Raw genomic sequence first — 19,453 nt, 5'->3', positions numbered from 1 at the left:
TCCATCGTCAAGAAAATCAGAGTCTGTAAACGGCCGCCGGGGCGCCCAGAGCGTCTTCGTCGGGATGCACACCAAGGCCGGGCGTGTCGGGCAGATGCAGATGGCCGTCCACGTTGCGCGGGCCGCGCCCGCCTGCGATGTCGACGGTGATCATGTCCTGACAGGCCCAGACGGCGTGGCAATTGTCATCTGGGATGGTGGCGGCCAGATGCAGCGCCTCGGTATCGGCCAGCACGGTCCCTCCGGTCGCCATGACGAACATGTCGATCCCATGGGCTAGCGCGATGTCCCGCATCCGCGCGGCCTTGGTCAGCCCACCGACCCGGTTCAGCTTGATCCCGAATATCTCGGCCAATCCATCCCGCGCAATCCGGGCGGCATCCTGCAAGGTGACAAGAGACTCGTCCACCGAGACAGGTGACGCATGTTTCGCCGAAATCGCTGCGATGTCATCCAGCGTCTCGCCCGGCTGCTCAAACATCACATTCAGGTTTTCACAGGCGCTCATCACCCTCAGGGCCTGTTGCCGGGTCCAACCTCGATTGACGTCATAGAGGACAATTTCACCCGGTCGGCGGAGGCTTTCCACATCCCGAACGCGGGCGATGTCGCGCTCTACATCGCCGCCGATCTTGACCGAATGCGCGACGTATCCGCGGCTGCGATAGCGTTCGATGACTTCGCGGGTTTCCTCAACGGTCTTTGCCCCGACGGACGAGGCAATCGGGCGCGGCGTGCGGGAGCCTCCGCCCATCAGATCAGCAATCGGCAGGCCCGCCGTCTGACCGGCGATGTCCCAGCAGGCCATATCGATCGGGCTTTTGGCATAGAGGTGACCGGGCAGAGCAAGGTCCATCGCGCGCTCGACCTCCATCACCTTGCGGGGATCAAGACCCAGAATGAACGGAGCCATGGTTTCGATCCCAGCCCGGATACCCGGCCCATGCGCGGGCACATAGGTGTGGCCCCAGGGAGTGCCTTCGCCCCATCCCGTGAGGCCCGCATCCGTTTCAACCTTCACAATCGTTGCGTCGAGATTTTCAAACTTCAGCCGCCCACCAGACAGCCAGTAGGGATGCTCCAGCGGCAGATCGACCTGAAAAACCGTTAGTCGAGTGATCTTCATTTCAGTTCCACTTCGACAAAGGACATGGAGTGGTCCCCCGCGTTTATCACATTGTGCTCGACCCCTTGGTCCCGGCGGTAGGATGTTCCGGCAGGCACTGTCACCTCATTGACCGTTCCATCAGGCAATTCCAAACGCATGTGGCAATCGGTGACGGCGGTGATCACATAGTCCATCGCATGGCGGTGCCAGCCGGTTTCAGCGCCGGGGGCAAAGTCAAACCGAGTCACTCGTACGCGCGCGTCGTCAATCATCTGGGTTGCTTTGGCTTGGTCTCTCACTGGCGGAACTCCTCTACCGGTGCTCCGAGGCTTTCAAAATCCGGCGTCGCCCCCAAGCCAGGCTTATCCGAGGCATAAAGCTTGCCATTCCGAGCCTCCGGGCCGCCAATTCCGGTCGACCGAGTGTTGTAGTTCATCAGGTCAGTCGTGTTCTGAAGATACTCGGACGGAGTCGAGGCCGCAAAATGCGCCACGACCGCGCTTGTGATTTCACCTCCCCAGGTGTCTTCGCTGACCACGGGTATACGGTTTTCGACCAGATAGTCCCGCACCCGCCGCGCCTTGCTGAGCCCACCGAGGTTCGAGATTTTCAGACAGCAGATCTCGGCCCCACGGTCGGCGACAATCCGTTGCGCCATGTGGATACCCTTCACGCATTCATCCAGCTTCATCGGCTGTTCTGCGACACGGCGGACCTGCTGGCATTCCTCATAGGTGCGGCAGGGCTGTTCGAGGATGAAATCCAGATCTCGCGTGGCCCTCGCCACCCGGATCGCATTGTCGACCCGCCAACCCTGATTGGCATCCGCTATCGCCTTTTCGCCCGGCTGCAGCAAGGGAACCGTGCTGCGGATACGGTCAATATCGGTGGCCCAGTCACCACCAACCTTGATCTGAAACTGCCGGTAGCCTTGATCGCGATAGGCATTCATCTCGGCCACGGTCTCATCTACCGCCTTTTGCGGCGCGACGCGGTACATGGGCGCGCCATCGGTCAGCTTTCCACCCAGCAGCATCCAGACGGGCTGATCACAGGCCTGCCCCAAGATATCCCAGCAGGCCGCATCGAACGGAGCCTTCGCGTAGCCATGCCCCTGCACCAGATGATCCATCAATTGCTCGATCCGGCCAACCTGACGGGGGTCTTCCCCCAGCAAGTGCGGCGCGACCAGTCGTGCCAGCGCGACAACGCCTTCGGAATGCGCGACCATGTAGTTCTCGCCGCAGGGCGTGAACTCACCACAACCCTGCAAGCCTGCATCCGTGTCGATGACCACGACCGAGGCCGTGGCCGTCTCGATGGCATTCCCCGCGCCCCAGACATAGGCCCCGCCGACATAGGGCAGCCCGGTTTGAAACACGCGGATCCGGGTGATCTTCATGCTGCATCCATTCTGGGCAGATCGCCCATCCCTTCGCCGCGCCAAAGCACAAAGGTCAGGATCGGCTGATCCGTCGTGGTCATCGCGTGGCTTTGCCAACTTTCATGACTGCGGGTCTGACCCTCGGCTACAAACGCCTCATCCCCATCGACTTTGAACAGAGCACCCCCAGCCAGCGTCAGGTAAAGCTCCTCCGCCTGATGGCTGTGCCAGTCATAGGCCAGACCCGGCCCCCAATAGCCGACATAACCGCGCAGCTGGGTTGAATGAAAATGACCGGTCGGGCCGAACAATTCGTAGTAGCCATAGCGGCTGAGGAACTCGGCACCGACCTCCTCCACCGTGTAGGTGTGTTTCCACTGGGCCAAATGCGCAGTCGCCTTGATCGCCTCGACCAAAGCCTGCGTCACAGCACTTCCTGGAAGGGTCAACTCGCGCACCTGATCCGCAGCAGGGATATGGTTCGGCTCAAGTTCTACCGCCGACAGGTCAGACGGCCACGCGCCAAAGGCGGACAGATCAGGGTGCGTTTGATGCACCAAATACGCGGCCTGCAGCACATCATCCAAGGTCATGGGATCACCACGATATTGCCGGTGTGTTGCTTGGCAATGAACGCAGCTTGCGCTTCCCGAAGCTCCTCAAGCGGATAGGTGGCTGCCAAGGCCGGTTTGATCTCACCCGCTTCAAGGTACTTCACAAGGTTCTGCATGACCTGCGGGTCAATCACAGTTGAGCCTGTGAAGGTCAGATCGCGCAGGTAGAACGTACGCAGGTCAAATTCGACCATCGGGCCAGCGATGGCACCCGAACAGGTGTAGCGCCCACCTCGTTCCAGAATGTCGATCAGCTTCGCCCAGTAGGGACCACCGACCACGTCGGCCACCACGGTGATCTTCTGATCGCCCAGCGCAGCACGCAGATTTTCCGGCGCACGCGGCAGGATCATGTCTGGACCCAGAGCGGCAACATCGGCGTGTTTCGCCTCGGACGCCAACGCGATCACCCGCGCGCCACGCCGCTTGGCCAGCTGCACAAGTGCGCCACCAACACCACCAGAGGCTCCCGGCACCAGAACCGTGTCTTTGTCCGTGACATTTGCCCGGGTCAGCATGCCCTCGGCCGTGGAATAGGAACAGGAGAAGGTCGCCAGTTCGGCATCCGACAGGTTTGATGTGATCGGCACCGCGTTGACGGCCAGCGTCGTTGCGTATTCAGCAAAACCGCCATCCCGTTCGGACCCATAGTAGCCCGTTTTGTCCATGTTGCTGGGATCATCCGGATCGCGCAGCCAGCCATCGGTGATCACCCTTTGGCCAATCCGCGCAGCATCCACACCCGCACCGACGGCAACGATTTCACCGCAAATATCAGCACCCTGAATGCGCGGGAAAGTAATCGGTGCGCCGCCCCAGGTCGGGTCATCCTCACCCACCTCTTCAAACGCGCCGCCCGTGGTCGCATCTCTGACAGTCTTGGAGTACCAGCCCGAGCGTGTGTTCACATCCGTGTTGTTCAGCCCGCAGGCGGCAACCTTGATCAACACTTCACCCGCAGCAGGCTCCGGGCGGGGCCAGTTTTCATGCAGCACCATCTGCTCCAACCCGCCGTGACCCATGGTCACCATCGCCTTCATTGTGTCAGGCAAACTCATCCAGTAGTCTCCTCAAATGCGCCGCAGGTCGGCAGAGGTGTTTCGGGGGCCACATACCGGCGTTTTCGACCATCTTGGTGCGCCCAGTGTGCGAATCTGCTCGACAGGCTAATTTCACAAGTGTACCACGGTCAACAATGAATGACACAAATGTATCATCAATCGTTCTCGACCGTCTGGCCGAGGAATGGGAGGCCCTGACACCCGAGGCCCAAAAGGCCGCGCGCTATGTGTTGGAGAACCCCACAGCTGTCGGTGTCTCGACCGTGCGTGAAATTGCCGAAGCCGCCAATGTCAAACCCAACACCTTTGTCCGCATGGCGCGACAAGTCGGCTTTGAAGGCTACGAGGATTTTCGCGCCCCGTTCCGACAGGCGATCCGACAAGGATCGGTCTCATTTCCTGACCGCGCCCGGTGGCTTCAGGACATCGGCAAGTCCGGCGAGCTGGGCGGGCTTTACGCCGACATGATCGGCGCAGCGATCCGCAATATCGAAGAGACCTTTGCCAGGATCGACGCCAAACAACTGCGGGCAGCCGCCGAAGATATCTGGAATTGCCGCCAGATCTTTACGCTGGGCGTCGGGGTAAACAACTCGAACGCCCGCAACTTCACCTATCTCGCCTCGACCGGCATGAAGCAGTTTCATGCCATCCCCCGTTCCGGCTCAACCCCGGTGGATGATCTGGCCTGGGCGGATGAACAGGACGTACTCATTGCGATCACCTGCCACCCCTATCGGACCGAAGTGATCGAGGCGATCAAGCTGGCGCGCCAGCAGGGTATGACGGTCGTTGGCATCTCGGACAGCCCGGCCAGCCCAGTAATCCTGAACGCACAGCACGGGTTTGTTCTGTCTGCGGACACGCCACAATTCTTCCCCTCGTCGGTCTCGACAATTGCTTTGCTTGAGACGCTTCTGTCCTTCGTGATCGCTGTTTCCAGTGATGAGATCGTCGATCGGGTTGCGCGGTTCCACCAGCGCAGGCATGAGCTTGGCCTCTATGCGGAAGAGCCCGAATAGTCACATCCGACCTCGCTCTGAAACCCTGTCATGAAATCGCCACATGGGCGCGACAAACACGGGTCGCACACCCGCCTTGGTCAATCCATGCGCGAGGCGCATTCTACCGATTGCGTGCCTGACGAGAGTGAACTAACGATAGCTCAATGCGTTTTTTGACGGCCTTATTTCTATCGTTTCTTTTCTGCGCTCCCATAATGGTGACAGCGCAAGAAAAAGCGCTTTCGCCGACTGAACTTAGCCCTTCGGGACAGGACTATCTAAAGGCCGTTCGCTATCGCGGGATCGACACGGATGTGGTGTATTTCGACCCCACCCAACCGGCCCCTCCGCTGGACACCAAATTCTCACCCACACCTGACGAAGAGTCTCAGACCGTCTCGCTTGATACCAACTGGACGATGGGGATTGTCTCGGCGCTGGTTCTGGCCCTGTTGGCCTGGATCCTGTACCTCAGCGTTGGCCGCACGTCGGTTTCTTTCGGGTCGGGGGCAGGCAACGCAAAGCGCGCCGGAAAGCCGTCAGTGGACGCGCCCGAGACAGACGAGGAATTGCCCGATCTGGACGCCATTATGAGACAGGAGGATCGCAACCAGGCCGTCGTTGGACTGGCGCAACTGGTCCTGACCCGCTGCCTCAGCGCCAATGAGGTTTTGTTCAAGCGCAGCTGGACCCACCGCGAGGCGCTGCGCAGCCTGCCGCCGAGCCTCTGGTATATTCCCGACTTGCGCGCGCTGGTGCTGGAAAGTGAAAGGGTGCATTTCGGCCATCGCTCCATCAGCGACCCCGACTTCAACGCGCTGCTGGCGCGTATCCGCCCCATCCTGCGTGAGGTCCGCGCATGAGTGATACGGCCAACATTGCAGCAACCAAGCGGGTCCGGGTGGACTGGATCATCTTTGGCATCATCGGCGCATTGTGCATCGGCATATTCCTTTATGTGATGGCCGGTCGACAATATGCGCTTCGCGACTCTTCGACCGGGTTCGACGGGCTAGAGCTGTGGCTGCGCGATCAAGGCCACACCGCTCAGACCTTTACCGGAGGCTGGCCGCTGGACCGCAGCACCATCGGCCTTTTGATCCAGCCCATCTATGACACTCAGCCGGGCAAAGATCGGGCGCGCGCGCAGACCAAAGACGAACTGCTACTGCAACCGAATGAGTTCGATCAGACTCTGGACGTGATCCGCGACAAGGCGCAGTCCACCCCCAGCCTTGTGATCTTGCCTAAATGGCGCTCGGGCCTGAGGCTGACGGGGTTGGGGCACCCTATTCTGTTGTCCCCCGAAGAAGGGATCGAGGCGGTTCTGCATGGGATCGTTGGTTCGAATGTCGGCACAATCCGCTCGGCCCGAGTTCCGTTCACTGACTTTGACGTGGCCTCTGACGATGCGCTGACCGCCCGCCTCTACGCGGCGCAGGTCTTTGACGGGCAAGGCTGCGAGCCGCTGGTGGGACGTTGGGGCGCTATGGTTCTGGGCCTTTGCCCGCTGCCCGGCGACGGCGAACAGCAGAACGTCCATGTTCTGTCCGACCCGGATTTGATGAACAACCATGGGCTGGTTCTGGGCGACAATGCCCGGATAGCGGCAAAGGTGCTGCCCGAGATCGCGGGCGAGAAGCGGATCATCATCGACTATAGCGATCGCAACTGGCTGACCGACCCGCAACAGCACGTCGCGCGCGAACGCACCTGGGACGATCTGAAACGCCTGTTCGAACCGCCCTTCCTGACCCTGTGGATCGGCGCGGGGCTTCTGTTGGCCCTTGCGGTTTGGCGCGGCGGGGTGCGCAGCGGGCCGGTTGCTGATCTGTCACTAGGCCTTGGGACGGGGAAACGGACCGCTAACCGGGTCCGTGCGCGGCTGATGCGGATGACCGATCAGGACGGGGCACTGCTGTCGGATTTCATCGACACCCGCCTGCGCGCCCGCGCGGCATCTGTGTTCGGTACCTCGCACGCCCTGCGCGGCGCGCCTGAGGAGGCGTACCTCAACTATATTCGCACCCGAAGACCGGACCTGACCGCGAAACTGGAAGATCTGATCGCATCCATCCGCGCCCTGCCCCCGCATCTGAGGCCGGAAAATGCCACTCCCTATGTGGACCAATTTGAGTTGATACTGGAGCAACTTGCCGATGACGCTTGATGAATTGTTTTCCCATGCCGAAAGCCTCAGGGCTGAGATCGGTAAAGTTGTGCAAGGCCAGGAAGAGGCGGTTGACCTGCTGCTGACGGCGCTGTTTGCGTGCGGTCACGTGCTGCTTGAGGGCCCTCCGGGCACCGCCAAGACGCTTCTGGCGCGCAGCTTTGCAGGAGCACTGAACCTTGAATTTGGGCGCATTCAGTTCACGCCTGACCTGATGCCGGGCGACGTTCTGGGCACCTCGATCTACAATTTTCAAACCAGCGAGTTTGTTCTGACCCAGGGCCCCGTCTTCAGCCAGATCCTGCTGGCCGATGAGATCAACCGCGCGCCGCCCAAGACCCAGGCCGCCTTGCTGCAGGCGATGAACGAACGCATGGTGACCATCGACGGCACCGACCATTCGCTGGGGTCCGAGTTTATCGTTGTCGCCACTCAGAACCCGATCGAACAACAAGGCACTTACCCGTTGCCAGAGGCGCAGCTGGACCGCTTCCTGTTCAAGGTGAACCTCAGCTTCCCGCCCGAAGACGTCGAACTTTCGATCCTGCGCAAACACGCCAATGCACCACTGGATCCCCTGAGCGCAACCCAAGCAGTGCGCCCTCTGCTAGACGCTCCGACGATGGCAGCGGCCCGGCAGTTGATTGATGAGATCGTGCTGGATGACGATATTCTCGCCTATATTCTGCGTCTGGTGCGCGCCACACGGGAAAGCGCGGATATCGCCTTTGGCGCCTCGACCCGCGCCGCGGATGCCATCGCCGGAGCGACCCGCGCAACGGCTGCTCTGAACGGGCGCGATTTTGCCATTCCTGATGACGTCAAAACCCTGATCATTCACGCGCTGCAACACCGCATCGTTCTGTCCCCTGCCGCGGAAATCGAAGGGCGCGGGCCGCAGCAGGTTTTGGAAAACATCCTCAACCAAATCGAGGCCCCCCGCTGATCCGTCCCTCACGCATATTGCTGGTGGCGGCCTGCGTGGCGCTTGGCCTGTCGCTGGTCGCCGTTGTGATGGGCGATGCAACCCGCGCTGTGGCCGGGGTGCCGTGGGTGGTTCTGTGCGTGCTGGCCATCGGTGACCTGCTGCTGTCCTGGCCGCGCCGCCGTTCTGTCTCGGTCGAGCCGTTGGGTGATATCTTCGTGGGCGAACAGGATGATGTCGCATTGACCGTCACACCTGCGACCTCAGGCATGACCGGGCAGTTGCGCTGGCCCGAAGGGATCGAAGGACCGGCCCGGTTCGACCTTTCCAGCGGTCAGGTGCGCATTCCATTTCGCGCCATTCGCCGGGGAAAATGGAGGCTCTCACATCTATGGCTGAGCTGGTCGTCCCGATTCAAACTGTTCGAATTCGTCCCGAAAATCGCCTTTGGTCTTGAACTGGCGATCGTGCCCAACATCCGCCGTGTACAATCGGGTGAGATTTCGACAACGGTTCAATCCCGCCTGTTCGGCGTAAAAGAAAACCGCGCCATTGGGGAGGGCACCGAGTTTCATCAATTGCGGGATTTCGTCCCCGGCATGGATGCGAACTCAATCGACTGGAAGCGGTCCGCGCGGCATCGGTCTTTGGTCGCCAAAGAGGTTCGGGCCGAGCGCAACCACCATGTCATCATCGCCTTGGACAACGGCTATCAGATGCGCGAGGAAATTGCGGGCCTGCCCAAGATCGACCATGCCATCACTGCGGCACTTGCCACCGCCTGGGCCGCAGCCATCGGGGGGGATCTGGTCGGGCTCTATGCCTATGACGCCAAGCCGCGCATGTTCCTGCCCCCCGAACCGGGCCGCGCAGCGTTCACCCGACTGCGCAGCCGCACGGCCGAGCTGCAATATGAAAGCGTCGAGACCAACCACACCCTCGCAATGACCGAGCTGAACGGGCGCACTCCGAAACGCAGCCTGATCATCGTGTTTTCGGATTTCGTCGACACCACCTCGGCCGAGTTGATGGTCGAGAACATAAACGCGCTGGCCAAGCGGCACCTGATCGTTTTCGTCACCCTGCGCGATCCGATCTTCGAGGCGCAGGTCAACACGGCTCCGCAGGACATGAACGACGTGGCCGAGACCGTCTCGACCGGGCAGCTTCTGCGCGAGCGTCGCCTTGTTCTGGAACGGCTGCAACAGATCGGCGTGACCGTAATTGACGCCGAACCGGGCGAGATCTCGGCTCGGCTGATCTCGACCTATCTGGAAATCAAAGCGCGAGAGACGATTTGATGTCTGACGCTGATCTGATCCGCTCGGCCCGGTTCCGGCAGGAACGCGAAGGCGACTGGCGACGCTTGTCCGATCTGGTCGACAAGGCCGAAGGTCAGGGCCTGCACCGCATGAGCTTTCAAGAGGCGCGTGATCTGGCCGACCTCTACCGGCAGGCCACAACATCACTATCCATCGCGCGCGAAATCTCATTGGACCGTGGGCTGCTGGAATATCTCGAGGCGCTGACAAGCCGCGCCTATCTGAGTGTCTACGCCCCGCAACAACGGCTGGGCGGGATCATCCGCAAGTTCCTGACCAGTGGCGGGCCGCAAGCGATGCGGTCCTCCTGGCGCGTCACCCTTCTGGGGTTTCTGTGCATGGCCGCAGGAGCTATCGCCGGTTATTTCTTCTTCTTCGACAATCCCGAATGGTTCTTTGTCTTCATGCCCACCGAACTGGCCGGAGGGCGCGGACCAGATGCCAGTACGGACTATCTGCGCTCGGCCATCTATGGAGAGGAAGACGGGTCCGGGCTGGGGGCTTTTGCCACCTATCTGTTCTCGCACAACACACGCATCGCGATCTTTGTGTTCGGATTAGGGGCATTCCTCTGCGCGCCAACGGTTCTACTACTGTTCTATAACGGCTTAATTTTGGGCGTGTTTTACGCGCTACACATTGATCGGGGCTTGGGCTGGGACCTGTTTGGTTGGCTGTCGATCCACGGCGTGACCGAGCTGTCAGCGATCTGCATCGCAGGCGCGGGCGGGTTGAAACTGGGCCTCGCCGTACTGTTCCCCGGCCAGCTCACACGCCGCGCGGCATTGCGGGCCGCCGGGCATGACGCAGTGAAACTGGCGCTGATCGCCGCGATGATGTTGGTCGCCGCTGCTCTGTTGGAAGGCTTCGGCAGGCAGTTGGTACAGGACCGCACCACGCGCATTGCCATCGGCTGGGGGATCGGCGCGCTGTGGTTGCTGTGGTTCTGCAAGGGCGGAAGGAAGCGGTCATGACGCAACTCAAGCTCGACCGTCTGCTGCCCCCCGAGGGTGTACCACTCTACTTCCGGGTTGCGGGTGTGGGCGTGCGCATGGCCGCCCAATTCGCCGATATCCTGATTACCGGGGTCGGTGCCATCGCCCTCTTCCTGCTTTTGCTGGCCATCGACGTTGTCCCGCCCGAGGCGCTTGTGGCCGTTGCCGCGATGCTGTTCTTCGTCATCCGCATCCCCTACTACGCCGCGTCCGAGCTGGTGTGGAACGGCCAGACCATCGGCAAGCGCATGATGAAGATCAAGGTGGTCTCGGCCGATGGTCAAGCGCTGACAACGCAATCGCTTGTCGTTCGCAACCTGATGAAAGAGGCCGAGATTTTCCTGCCTGGCACGCTGGTTCTGACCCTGAATGCCGAGGCTTTGATCCCGTCTCTGATTTCACTGGCCTGGATACTGGGCGTGATTGCAGTGCCCGTGTTCAACAAGCGCAGCCAACGGCTGGGGGATATTATCGCAGGTACCTATGTGATCCACCTTCCCAAGCCGATCCTGCTCCCGGATATATCCAAAGCGATCAAACCCGCCACCGCCACCCAGCCCCGGTTCCAGTTTCTGACCCATCAGCTTGAACATTACGGCGCGTTCGAATTGCAGACCCTCGAAGGGTTTCTGCGCGGCGCGGCACGCTCGACCGGGCCCGAGGCACACAAACGGAAAAAGGAAACCATGGCCGCAATTGTCGAGCAGGTCCGGCGCAAGATCGACTATGCCGATGCGGTCCGCCCCGAAGACCAGCTTGCCTTTCTCGAGGCCTTCTACAAAGCACAACGCGCCTTTCTGGAACAGCGCCAGTTGTTCGGCGACAAACGCGCCGATAAATTCCACGCCGAGGCAGACAAGCAAGGCTGACCACGCCTGTTGCAGATTTACCCAAGCGAGAAGCAGAAAACCGAAACTCGTCTTGAGGATGAGCCCGTTCTCAAGGCTCTATCAGAGACAGAACATTAGAATGGTTTGGATAAAAAGATGACAGATACAGGCAATCCCGAATACCCCGAGGCTCACATGCCTCTTGGCGTCGGCGCCATTGTCGGCGAGACGTTTTCGATCTTTTTCAAAAAGATCCACCTTGTGCTTCTGCTGGGATTCATTCCGGCGCTGATCGAGGTCATTGTGAACAACTATACGGTGGGGCAATCTTTCGACGACATTGGCACCGCCGGTTTTGACAATACCGCCTTCTATTCTGGCGTGATCGTGTCGGCTCTGATCACATTGCTCGCATATGCCGTCACCACGGCCGTGATAATACAGTTCGCCTATGACGCAAAATTGGGGCGCGCTGCGCGCATTGGGAGCTATTTCTCGGCGGCTGTCGTCAACCTGCCCGCCATTGTAGTTCTGTCGATCGCAACGACGATCTTGTATTTTATCGGCCTTGTATTTCTGGTCGTGCCGGGTATCTGGATCTACGCCGTGTTTTCCGTCATCGTACCGGCCATTGTGATCGATAGGGCCGGGTTCGGCGCGATGGGACGCAGTGCGACTCTGACCAAGAACTACCGTTGGCCCATCATCGGCACGCTGATCCTGATGGGTCTATGTATTGTGCTGGTCGTCATGGTAGTCACATTCGTTTTCGCAGCTGCGTTCGGGTTCTCCGGAATTGCTGATCCGACGGCATCTTTGGGTCCATGGGCCTTATTCGAGGCCGCACTCAACGCGATTGCCTATGGTTGGCTCAGCATAACCATCGCTCTGATCTTTGCCCGCCTAAAAGAGATCAAAGAAGGCGTCAGCGTCTCGGATCTGGTAGACGTGTTCAAGTAAGCCCACGACCCGCAGCCCAACTACGGGGCTGCGGGCATCCGCACGTCTCTGCGTGACATTTTCGCGTACATTTCACAGGCCAATCACACCAACATGTCCGCAACGGCTGGCGGCGCGTGCTTTGCTGCTGTATCACTCCGGTGGTAATGCAGGACGGCGGGGTCATATCTTCACAACAACAGGGCGATCTGGGGCAGCGGCGTCAGGTCTCGGTCCTGTTCGCGGATATGGTTGGCTATACGTCGATCGTCTCGAAACTGGGCGAAGAACAAGCGCTGGAGTTTGTGCGTCTGGTCTACGACACCCTGTCGGGTGCGGTATCTCAGCATGGCGGCACGGTCCGCGACTTTGCCGGGGACAGCATCATGGCGCTGTTTGGCATCCCCGACGCGCTAGAGGACCCGGCCGAACGGGCCTGCCGCTCCGCCGACGCCATCCATCAGGCTTTCCGCACATCCGCCCAAAAGATTGAGGCCCGCTTCGGGGTGCGTCCTCAGATGCGGGTCGGCATCAGTTCCGGCACCGTTCTGATGGCTGCCGTACAGGGTGCGGACGGGCCTGCAACAGCGGTGGGCAGCACGGTCAACATGGCCTCGCGCATCGAAAACCTGGCACCCTCGGGTGGTACGCTGATCTGCGACAAGACCCGCAGCCTTGTCGAATGGGTGACTGAGTTGCGCTTTGATGGGGAACATCAGCTCAAAGGTCTCGCTGCCCCTCAGAAACTGTGGCAACTACAATCCGTACGGGCCGATGCCTCGCGATTTGATGCCTCAGTCGCGCGTGGTCTCAGCACCTATGTGGGGCGTGACAGCGAGCTGACCCAATTGGCCGATGCGCTGGCTCAGGCGCGCAACGGCGTTTCGGTGGTGGATTTGGTGGCGGAACCAGGCTTGGGCAAAACCCGGCTTGTGTTCGAGTTCCTCAACCGCCTGCCCCGCGATCAGATTGACGTCCTGACTGGCTATTGTTTTGCGGATCGGCAGCAGGTTCCCTTCCTACCAATCATCGAGATTGTCCGAACCGGTTTCCGCATCAAGGATCAGGACAACCCAACCCGCATCGCCTACAAGATCGAAACCGGCCTGAAGGCTTGGGAGTGCTTTTCTCAACAGAACCTAGGCCTGCTGATGAACCTGCTGGGTCTAACGCCCCCTCCAGACGCATTGGACGGGCTTGACGGCGTTCTCATTGGCCTACGCACCCGTGAACTACTGCCTGAACTGCTTAAGGCGCGATGCGCCAAGCAGCCCGTGATCCTGTTCATCGAAGACAGCCACTGGATCGACAGCGCCTCGGAAGAGTTGCTGCAGGGCATCGTCAACCGGTCGGACCTGACCAACCTGCTGCTGATCCAGACGCACCGCCCGGAATACACACCTGCGTGGCGCGACGACGACAAGGTCCGGACCATCGCACTGAAACCGCTGGTGACCGAGGATTTCGCCAACCTGGCGCGCAACCGACTGGGCGTAACTACTCTGCCTGCGGGGCTCGACAAGCAACTGGCCGAACGTGCCGGTGGCAATCCGCTGTTTGGCGAAGAAATCCTAACCTATCTGCTGGAACAAGGCAGTCTGCGGGTCGACGCGGCCGAAGCGCATCTAGATATCGACATGGCGCAGGCCGACCTGCCGGCCAGCATGTTGAACCTGCTGACTGCCCGCGTTGATCGTCTGTCGACCGAAGATCGAGACCTGCTGCAAGCCGCCGCCGTCATTGGGCGACGGTTTGATCCGGGTCTGCTCTCACAACTGGCGAAAGACCCTGCTGAAACCGGTGACGCCCTGCAGCGACTTCAGGCTCAGGACGTGTTGTATCGCGACGAAAACTCCTCGGACTACGTGTTCAAGCATGTTCTGCTGCGCGATGCCGTTTATCAGAGCCTTGTCGCCACCCGCCGCGCGGGCCTGCATCTGGAAGTGGCCGAGTGTCTGGTCCTGCGCAACGCAAACCGCCTGCAGGAAGTGGCCGAAATGTTGGCCTACCACTACGGCCAGACGGACCAGACCGACAAAGCGTTTCGATACACGGCGATGGCCGGGGACAAGTCTCTGGGCGTCTATTCGCTGGATGAGGCCAACAATTACTACACGGCAGCCTACGCCCTCTATGAAAGCGACCCGGACTGCGCCTCAAAGCCCGAATTCGCCGCGTTTCTGGCCAGCTTTGCGCTGTGTTCGAACATCTCGCTCAGGGTCAAAACGATCATTGACCTTGCCGGGTCCGTACGCCCCATCCTTGAGCAGGTGGGCGACAGCTCTCATCACGCGCTGTTCCTGCACCACTACGTGTCCTGTCTTGTCTGTAATGGCAAATACCGCGAGGCCCACTGGGTGCAACAGGATCTGACCGCTATGGCCGAACGCCTTGGCGATCCGGCCTCACGGGCCTATGCCATGGTGAATGAGCTATCGGTGTCGATCTATTTCTCGCCGATTTCAAACGCCGAGTTCGAAGCCAAAGCGCGCGTGATCGAGGCCGAACTGGAAAAGATCGACGACGCCTATATCCAGAACTTTTACCTCGCCACCATCGGTTGGAACGAACTGACCCGAGGACGCGTGGCCCGCGCACACGCCACCGCAGACAAGATGATTGCGCTGGGCAAAAAGACCAACGACCCAAGGGCTTTGGGCTATGGCACAGCGATGAAAGCCCTGATCGCCATGGTCGCCGATGACCACGAAAAAGCGCTGGCCATCGCGGAAGAGGCGCACAAGGCTTCAAAAGTCGAGTTCGAGCGCGCCATCGCCGAGGCCGCCCGCGTATCAGCCATGGTGCCCACGGAAACACCCGGCGCGATCGAGATCATCGAGGCCCATATCGACAATTGCAATGAACACGGCTGGACCCTGTTCACCATGGGCCCGGCAACGATGCTGGGGGTTGCCTATGCTCTGAAGGGATGCATCGCCGACGGGCTACGGCAGATTGAGTGAGCCGTTCAAAAGCGCACGGACGAAGGCACCAAAGTGTCGGCCGATTGGGCGCGTCTGTTCCTTTGCGAAATGTACCTTGCCATCCTGACCGGTGAGGGCGGAGCGTCGGCTGGCGTCTTTCTCCGGAACTTCCGCTCAATCCTTTGGGTGCTGTTCTTTGGCGAAAAGAAACTGGTTGCTATGCTGGACGAGGTGCGCAGCAACCCCCAATTCGACGACAAAGGGCACTATATAGCCCGCTGCGACATGATCCTTGGGTTGCTCTACAAAGCCCGCAAGAAAAAGCAATTGGCCGTGCAACACCTGAGCAAAGCCCGCGTCATCGTTGAGACTGCGGGCCAATCTCCGATGCTGTCCCGGATCGACGCGGCTCTAGCCGAGCTGGCGTAGCAATCTATTCGAAAGGCGCCAGAATCAAAGGTTATAGCGGAGAAGAAGTCAGAACAGTTAAACTAACAAGCTTATGTTAAGTATACATAAAATTGAGATATTGAGAAAATACCACAATACATACCACACAATGCTGGATATCAAGCGAGGCATAGCAGAAGCTGTCATGTGACAGAACGTTGGTTAAACACTTTAGAACAGACACTCACGTGGCCTGCAGCAAACAACTGCTTTGAACCCATCGGACCGATGCTGAAAGATGAACGAAGGCCTGCTGTGCGGAGTTGTCGCTTAGGATGCCGCGAAAGGTCCAAGTCAACCCAGTCTACACGAAGGTCTGTTGTCCGGAATTGACCACGTGGCGCACACTACGGTAAAAGTGAACAAAATCGTGGCGGCCGCATTAAGGCTGCAATCACCGGGCAGACAGTTGCGATGAAACAGGCTTACGAGCATATTCTAAGAGTTGGCCTAGTTGTTCTTTGTCTGGCATTGGTCGTCTGGTCCGTAACCCCATCATTTACCCACGCACCGGTGGTTTTTGAAACGATCCAAGATCATCTGGAAATGGTCGAGGATCATGGCCATTCGCACGGGTTCGAGGAAGACCTTTTTTGGGCAATGCACGGCCATAGCCACGATGTGGCCGATCACGACCACAACCAAGCGTTTCTTTCCAGTGGTCCCGGCGCCGCTCCTGAATTGCATATAGTAGAGGCGTGGCGACGGCTGCCTTCAGTCAACGGCCCCACCCGTCAGTTCCGCATAGACCGGCCTCCGCGCGCTTGATCGGCACTGCGCGGCTCTCGCGCTCTACTGATCAATCCAACTAATAAGCGGAGTTAATCCATGAGAACCCTCAATGAGGGCGACAGACGCAGTTCTAAGCGTCTCGCGTTCTTCATCCTATCCATGTTGCTGCTATCGACAAGCGCAGCATTGGCGCATGATGTTACGCCTGGCGATGCTGGCTACATCCAAGAAATCTGGGGCGTGCACATCATCCCCTTCATGTATCTCGGCGCCAAACATATGGCCACGGGCTACGACCACATCCTGTTCCTCCTCGGCGTCGTCTTCTTCCTCTATCGGTCGAAAGACGTTGCAGTCTACGTGAGCCTCTTTGCATTGGGGCATTCCATCACGATGCTTGCAGGCGTCTGGTTTGGCTGGGGCATTAGTTCATACATCGTGGATGCCATTATCGGGCTGTCCGTTGTCTACAAGGCGCTCGACAACCTTGGGGCCTATCAGCGGTGGTTCGGTTTCCAGCCTAATACCAAGGCGGCGGCTTTCATCTTCGGCCTGTTTCACGGCACCGGTTTAGCCACGAAGATATTGGACTACCAGATCGCACCAGACGGGCTTCTGCCTAACCTTCTCGCGTTCAATGTTGGCGTCGAGATCGGTCAACTGCTGGCACTTGCAGCCATCCTCATCATCATGGGCTATTGGCGCAAGAGCGCCAAGTTCTTCGAACAAGCCTACACTGTCAATGTCGTCATGATGACCATCGGCTTTGTGCTGATGGGGTACCAACTCACTGGCTACTTCGTGGCCGCCTAAGGAACAGTACAGATGTTTAACGCAAAGAAACCGAGCCTCGAAGAGTTACCAAGCTCAGCCCAACTCCTTCTGTCCACCATCATCGCGGCTGTCAGCGCCGTGGCGATACTGGTCGCTGTTGTGCTGCCTGCGGAATATGGGATCGACCCAACGGGTGCAGGCCGCGTGCTTGGCCTGACCGAGATGGGTGAAATCAAGCAGGAACTAGCGGATGAAGCAGAACAAGACCAACAGCTTCACGGGGCTGATCAGTCGTCCGGTCTATGGGATAACGTGTTCGGTCTGTTCGTTAGTACAGCACACGCTCAGGAGGCGTGGCAGGATACAATCACGTTCACGCTCGAACCGGGTGAGTTCACCGAGATCAAGGCAACCATGGAAGAGGGCGAGACCCTGTTCTATTCTTGGGTGGCTGAAGGTGGTCGTATCAACTTCGACCTCCATGCGCATGCGGGCGACCAAAACGTGACCTATGAGAAGGGGCGCGGTCAAACCGAAGGCGAGGGCAGTTTTGACACCCCCTTCGCCGGTGATCACGGCTGGTTCTGGCGCAATAGGGACGATGAGGCGGTAACCGTCACACTCAACCTAAATGGCGCTTACTCGGACATTGTTCAAAGCGAGTAATATCGCAAGCCGCGCATCAAAACAGTGGTGCGCGGCGTCAATGCGGTCATTCGCTGCTTTGCCGTCAACGGCCGTTTCGTCCACATAGCGGCCGTTAACGAGCAGTAGCAGTGAACTGTAGCTGCGTGGCTATGTGGGTCAAACAGCTATTATGTGGGTCAAACAACTATAAAGGCTGCATTTGCAGCTAATGTCCAGAAAGCGGGCAGCAACCGCAGTTTCAAGCCTCGGGTATGTGCGTCCGCTCTAGGCCGAACTTGCAATTCGCTCACTGCTAAAAAATTGGTCGTAGTTCGCTGAAAGCGGTCCAGAAATGGAGCAGAATGATCACTAACATCAAATCAACTAGACCCTTTGTGCTAGAACACCCTAAAGTGTTCGATGGCAAATTTGAACTTATGTTATCATCTATCCCGGGGGCATGAGCATGATCATCAGGGTTTTTCCTATCGCCACCGTCATTTTGATCGCCCTCTCCGGCGCTCTTGTGGCTCAGCAGGGTCCTCCACCCGTGACGGTGGCAAAGCCGGTTGTGAAGTCCATAGTTGAAGATGATGAGTTTGTCGGTCGCTTCGGCGCCGCGGCTGACGTGGACGTTCGAGCGCGGGTTTCCGGTTTTCTGGACCAGGTGCATTTCAAGGACGGAACTCTCGTCGAACAGGGCGATTTGCTCTTTACGATCGACCAGCGTCAGTTTCGTACTGCATTGAGGCAAGCCCGGGCACAGATCAGCATTGCTGAAGCAACAAGTGCCTTTACGACTGATCAGCTTGAACGCGCTGAGGCTTTGATCAGAAATGGAAACATCGCGGAGAGCGTGGTGGACCAACGTCGCGAAGCTTTTCTTGCGGCGCAAGGTGTTCTGGAACAAGCGCGCGCTGCACTGGAATTGGCCGAGCTTGATCTGGAGTACTCGGAGATCCGAGCACCAATGTCAGGGCGTATCGACCAAGCCCGGGTTGATCCAGGAAACCTGATCATAGCCCAGGACACCCTGTTGACATCGATCGTTTCGACCGACCCGATTTATTTCTATTTCGATATAGATGAACGTTATTTTCTGGCATACGCGCGGGATGCGCGTGCCCGGGGATCCGTTCTGCAAGAAGGAGCGGACAATCTTCAAGTTCAGGTAACAGTGGCTGACCGGAGTATACCACCTCAAAACGGAATATTGGATTTCTCGGAAAACCGCATTGATGACGAAACTGGCACGATGCGCGTACGCGCAGTTCTGCGCAACCCGGATGAGCTTTTGACACCCGGTCTGTTCGGACGCGTGAACGTTCCCGGATCGCTTCCATATGAGGGCATTCTGATCCCGGATGAGGCGATTGCTTCCGATCAGAACCGAAGACTTGTGATGACAGTGGATGCAGAAGGCAATGTCATTCCAAAGGAAATCCGACCGGGCCCCAGAATAGACGGCTACAGGGTCGTGCGTGAAGGTTTGGATGGTTCGGAGACACTGGTCATCGAAGGTCTTGTTCGCGCTCGTCCGGGCACGGTCGTTGCTGCGGAATTGATCGAGCTGCCGTTGGTCGCAGAAAACTGA

19 protein-coding genes are annotated in these 19,453 nt (G+C 58.9%); 14 read left to right on the top strand and 5 right to left on the bottom strand.

All coding sequences use genetic code 11. The features are described from left to right. Positions 1–16: 16 nt before the first annotated feature. From ACR0JF_RS11060 to ACR0JF_RS11040, 5 genes are read right to left on the bottom strand one after another with little or no spacing between them, the layout of a single operon-like run. Positions 17–1,126 carry an enolase C-terminal domain-like protein gene (locus ACR0JF_RS11060; protein ID WP_170661279.1) on the bottom strand — a complete coding sequence of 370 codons (1,110 nt, stop codon included), beginning with the start codon at positions 1,124–1,126 and terminating at the stop codon, positions 17–19. Beyond that, positions 1,123–1,380: a cupin domain-containing protein gene (locus ACR0JF_RS11055; RefSeq protein ID WP_170469585.1), complete on the bottom strand. Its 258-nt coding sequence runs from the start codon at positions 1,378–1,380 to the stop codon at positions 1,123–1,125. Before ACR0JF_RS11055 ends, ACR0JF_RS11060 begins: the two co-directional genes overlap by 4 nt. A 23-nt stretch (positions 1,381–1,403) precedes the next feature. Beyond that, entirely contained in the window at positions 1,404–2,510 is a 1,107-nt protein-coding gene (locus ACR0JF_RS11050) for a mandelate racemase/muconate lactonizing enzyme family protein (RefSeq protein ID WP_480669282.1), read from the bottom strand. Then, positions 2,507–3,085 carry a dimethylsulfonioproprionate lyase family protein gene (locus tag ACR0JF_RS11045; RefSeq protein ID WP_170661281.1) on the bottom strand — a complete coding sequence of 193 codons (579 nt, stop codon included), beginning with the start codon at positions 3,083–3,085 and terminating at the stop codon, positions 2,507–2,509. The genes ACR0JF_RS11050 and ACR0JF_RS11045 overlap by 4 nt, the downstream gene beginning before the upstream one ends. Further along, complete coding sequence (locus tag ACR0JF_RS11040; protein ID WP_480669281.1) at positions 3,082–4,164, bottom strand: alcohol dehydrogenase family protein; 1,083 nt, start codon at positions 4,162–4,164, stop codon at positions 3,082–3,084. The genes ACR0JF_RS11045 and ACR0JF_RS11040 overlap by 4 nt, the downstream gene beginning before the upstream one ends. Before the next feature lie 137 nt (positions 4,165–4,301). Here ACR0JF_RS11040 and ACR0JF_RS11035 point away from each other — a divergent pair, with 137 nt between their 5' ends. The 14 genes from ACR0JF_RS11035 (at position 4,302) to ACR0JF_RS10970 (ending at position 19,453) form a co-directional block, all read left to right on the top strand. Beyond that, positions 4,302–5,189, top strand: coding sequence for a MurR/RpiR family transcriptional regulator (locus ACR0JF_RS11035; RefSeq protein ID WP_170661282.1), 888 nt, complete (start codon positions 4,302–4,304; stop codon positions 5,187–5,189). Positions 5,190–5,386: 197 nt separating this feature from the next. After that, on the top strand, positions 5,387–6,034 hold the full coding sequence (locus tag ACR0JF_RS11030) for a DUF4129 domain-containing protein (protein ID WP_170661283.1): 648 nt from the start codon (positions 5,387–5,389) through the stop codon (positions 6,032–6,034). Further along, the gene (locus ACR0JF_RS11025) at positions 6,031–7,341 is read left to right on the top strand and encodes a hypothetical protein (protein ID WP_170661284.1); all 1,311 of its coding nucleotides are present in this window, start codon (positions 6,031–6,033) and stop codon (positions 7,339–7,341) included. Before ACR0JF_RS11030 ends, ACR0JF_RS11025 begins: the two co-directional genes overlap by 4 nt. Continuing rightward, positions 7,331–8,287 (top strand): AAA family ATPase, encoded by a 957-nt coding sequence (locus ACR0JF_RS11020; RefSeq protein WP_170661285.1) that lies wholly within the window; start codon positions 7,331–7,333, stop codon positions 8,285–8,287. Before ACR0JF_RS11025 ends, ACR0JF_RS11020 begins: the two co-directional genes overlap by 11 nt. 35 nt (positions 8,288–8,322) lie before the next feature. Continuing rightward, positions 8,323–9,567: a DUF58 domain-containing protein gene (locus tag ACR0JF_RS11015; RefSeq protein ID WP_480669279.1), complete on the top strand. Its 1,245-nt coding sequence runs from the start codon at positions 8,323–8,325 to the stop codon at positions 9,565–9,567. Further along, positions 9,567–10,562, top strand: coding sequence for a stage II sporulation protein M (locus ACR0JF_RS11010; protein WP_170661286.1), 996 nt, complete (start codon positions 9,567–9,569; stop codon positions 10,560–10,562). Before ACR0JF_RS11015 ends, ACR0JF_RS11010 begins: the two co-directional genes overlap by 1 nt. Then, the gene (locus ACR0JF_RS11005) at positions 10,559–11,452 is read left to right on the top strand and encodes an RDD family protein (protein ID WP_170661287.1); all 894 of its coding nucleotides are present in this window, start codon (positions 10,559–10,561) and stop codon (positions 11,450–11,452) included. Before ACR0JF_RS11010 ends, ACR0JF_RS11005 begins: the two co-directional genes overlap by 4 nt. A 117-nt stretch (positions 11,453–11,569) precedes the next feature. After that, a complete protein-coding gene (locus ACR0JF_RS11000; protein WP_170661288.1) occupies positions 11,570–12,373 on the top strand; it encodes a hypothetical protein in 804 nt (267 codons plus the stop codon). A 146-nt stretch (positions 12,374–12,519) separates the two neighbouring features. Next, entirely contained in the window at positions 12,520–15,315 is a 2,796-nt protein-coding gene (locus ACR0JF_RS10995) for an ATP-binding protein (RefSeq protein WP_480669278.1), read from the top strand. A 33-nt stretch (positions 15,316–15,348) separates the two neighbouring features. Then, the gene (locus ACR0JF_RS10990; RefSeq protein WP_480669276.1) at positions 15,349–15,705 is read left to right on the top strand and encodes a hypothetical protein; all 357 of its coding nucleotides are present in this window, start codon (positions 15,349–15,351) and stop codon (positions 15,703–15,705) included. A 435-nt stretch (positions 15,706–16,140) separates the two neighbouring features. Then, positions 16,141–16,494 (top strand): hypothetical protein, encoded by a 354-nt coding sequence (locus tag ACR0JF_RS10985; RefSeq protein WP_170661290.1) that lies wholly within the window; start codon positions 16,141–16,143, stop codon positions 16,492–16,494. Positions 16,495–16,554: 60 nt separating this feature from the next. Then, positions 16,555–17,271, top strand: coding sequence for a HupE/UreJ family protein (locus ACR0JF_RS10980; RefSeq protein WP_170661291.1), 717 nt, complete (start codon positions 16,555–16,557; stop codon positions 17,269–17,271). Positions 17,272–17,283: 12 nt separating this feature from the next. Next, complete coding sequence (locus ACR0JF_RS10975; RefSeq protein WP_170661292.1) at positions 17,284–17,898, top strand: transmembrane anchor protein; 615 nt, start codon at positions 17,284–17,286, stop codon at positions 17,896–17,898. 427 nt (positions 17,899–18,325) lie between these two features. Next, complete coding sequence (locus tag ACR0JF_RS10970; RefSeq protein WP_480669274.1) at positions 18,326–19,453, top strand: efflux RND transporter periplasmic adaptor subunit; 1,128 nt, start codon at positions 18,326–18,328, stop codon at positions 19,451–19,453.

The organism is Ruegeria sp. BG11 (assembly GCF_056538565.1).
The sequence above is the reverse complement of the archived record's forward strand: the minus strand, read 5'-3'. Positions and strand labels throughout refer to the sequence as shown.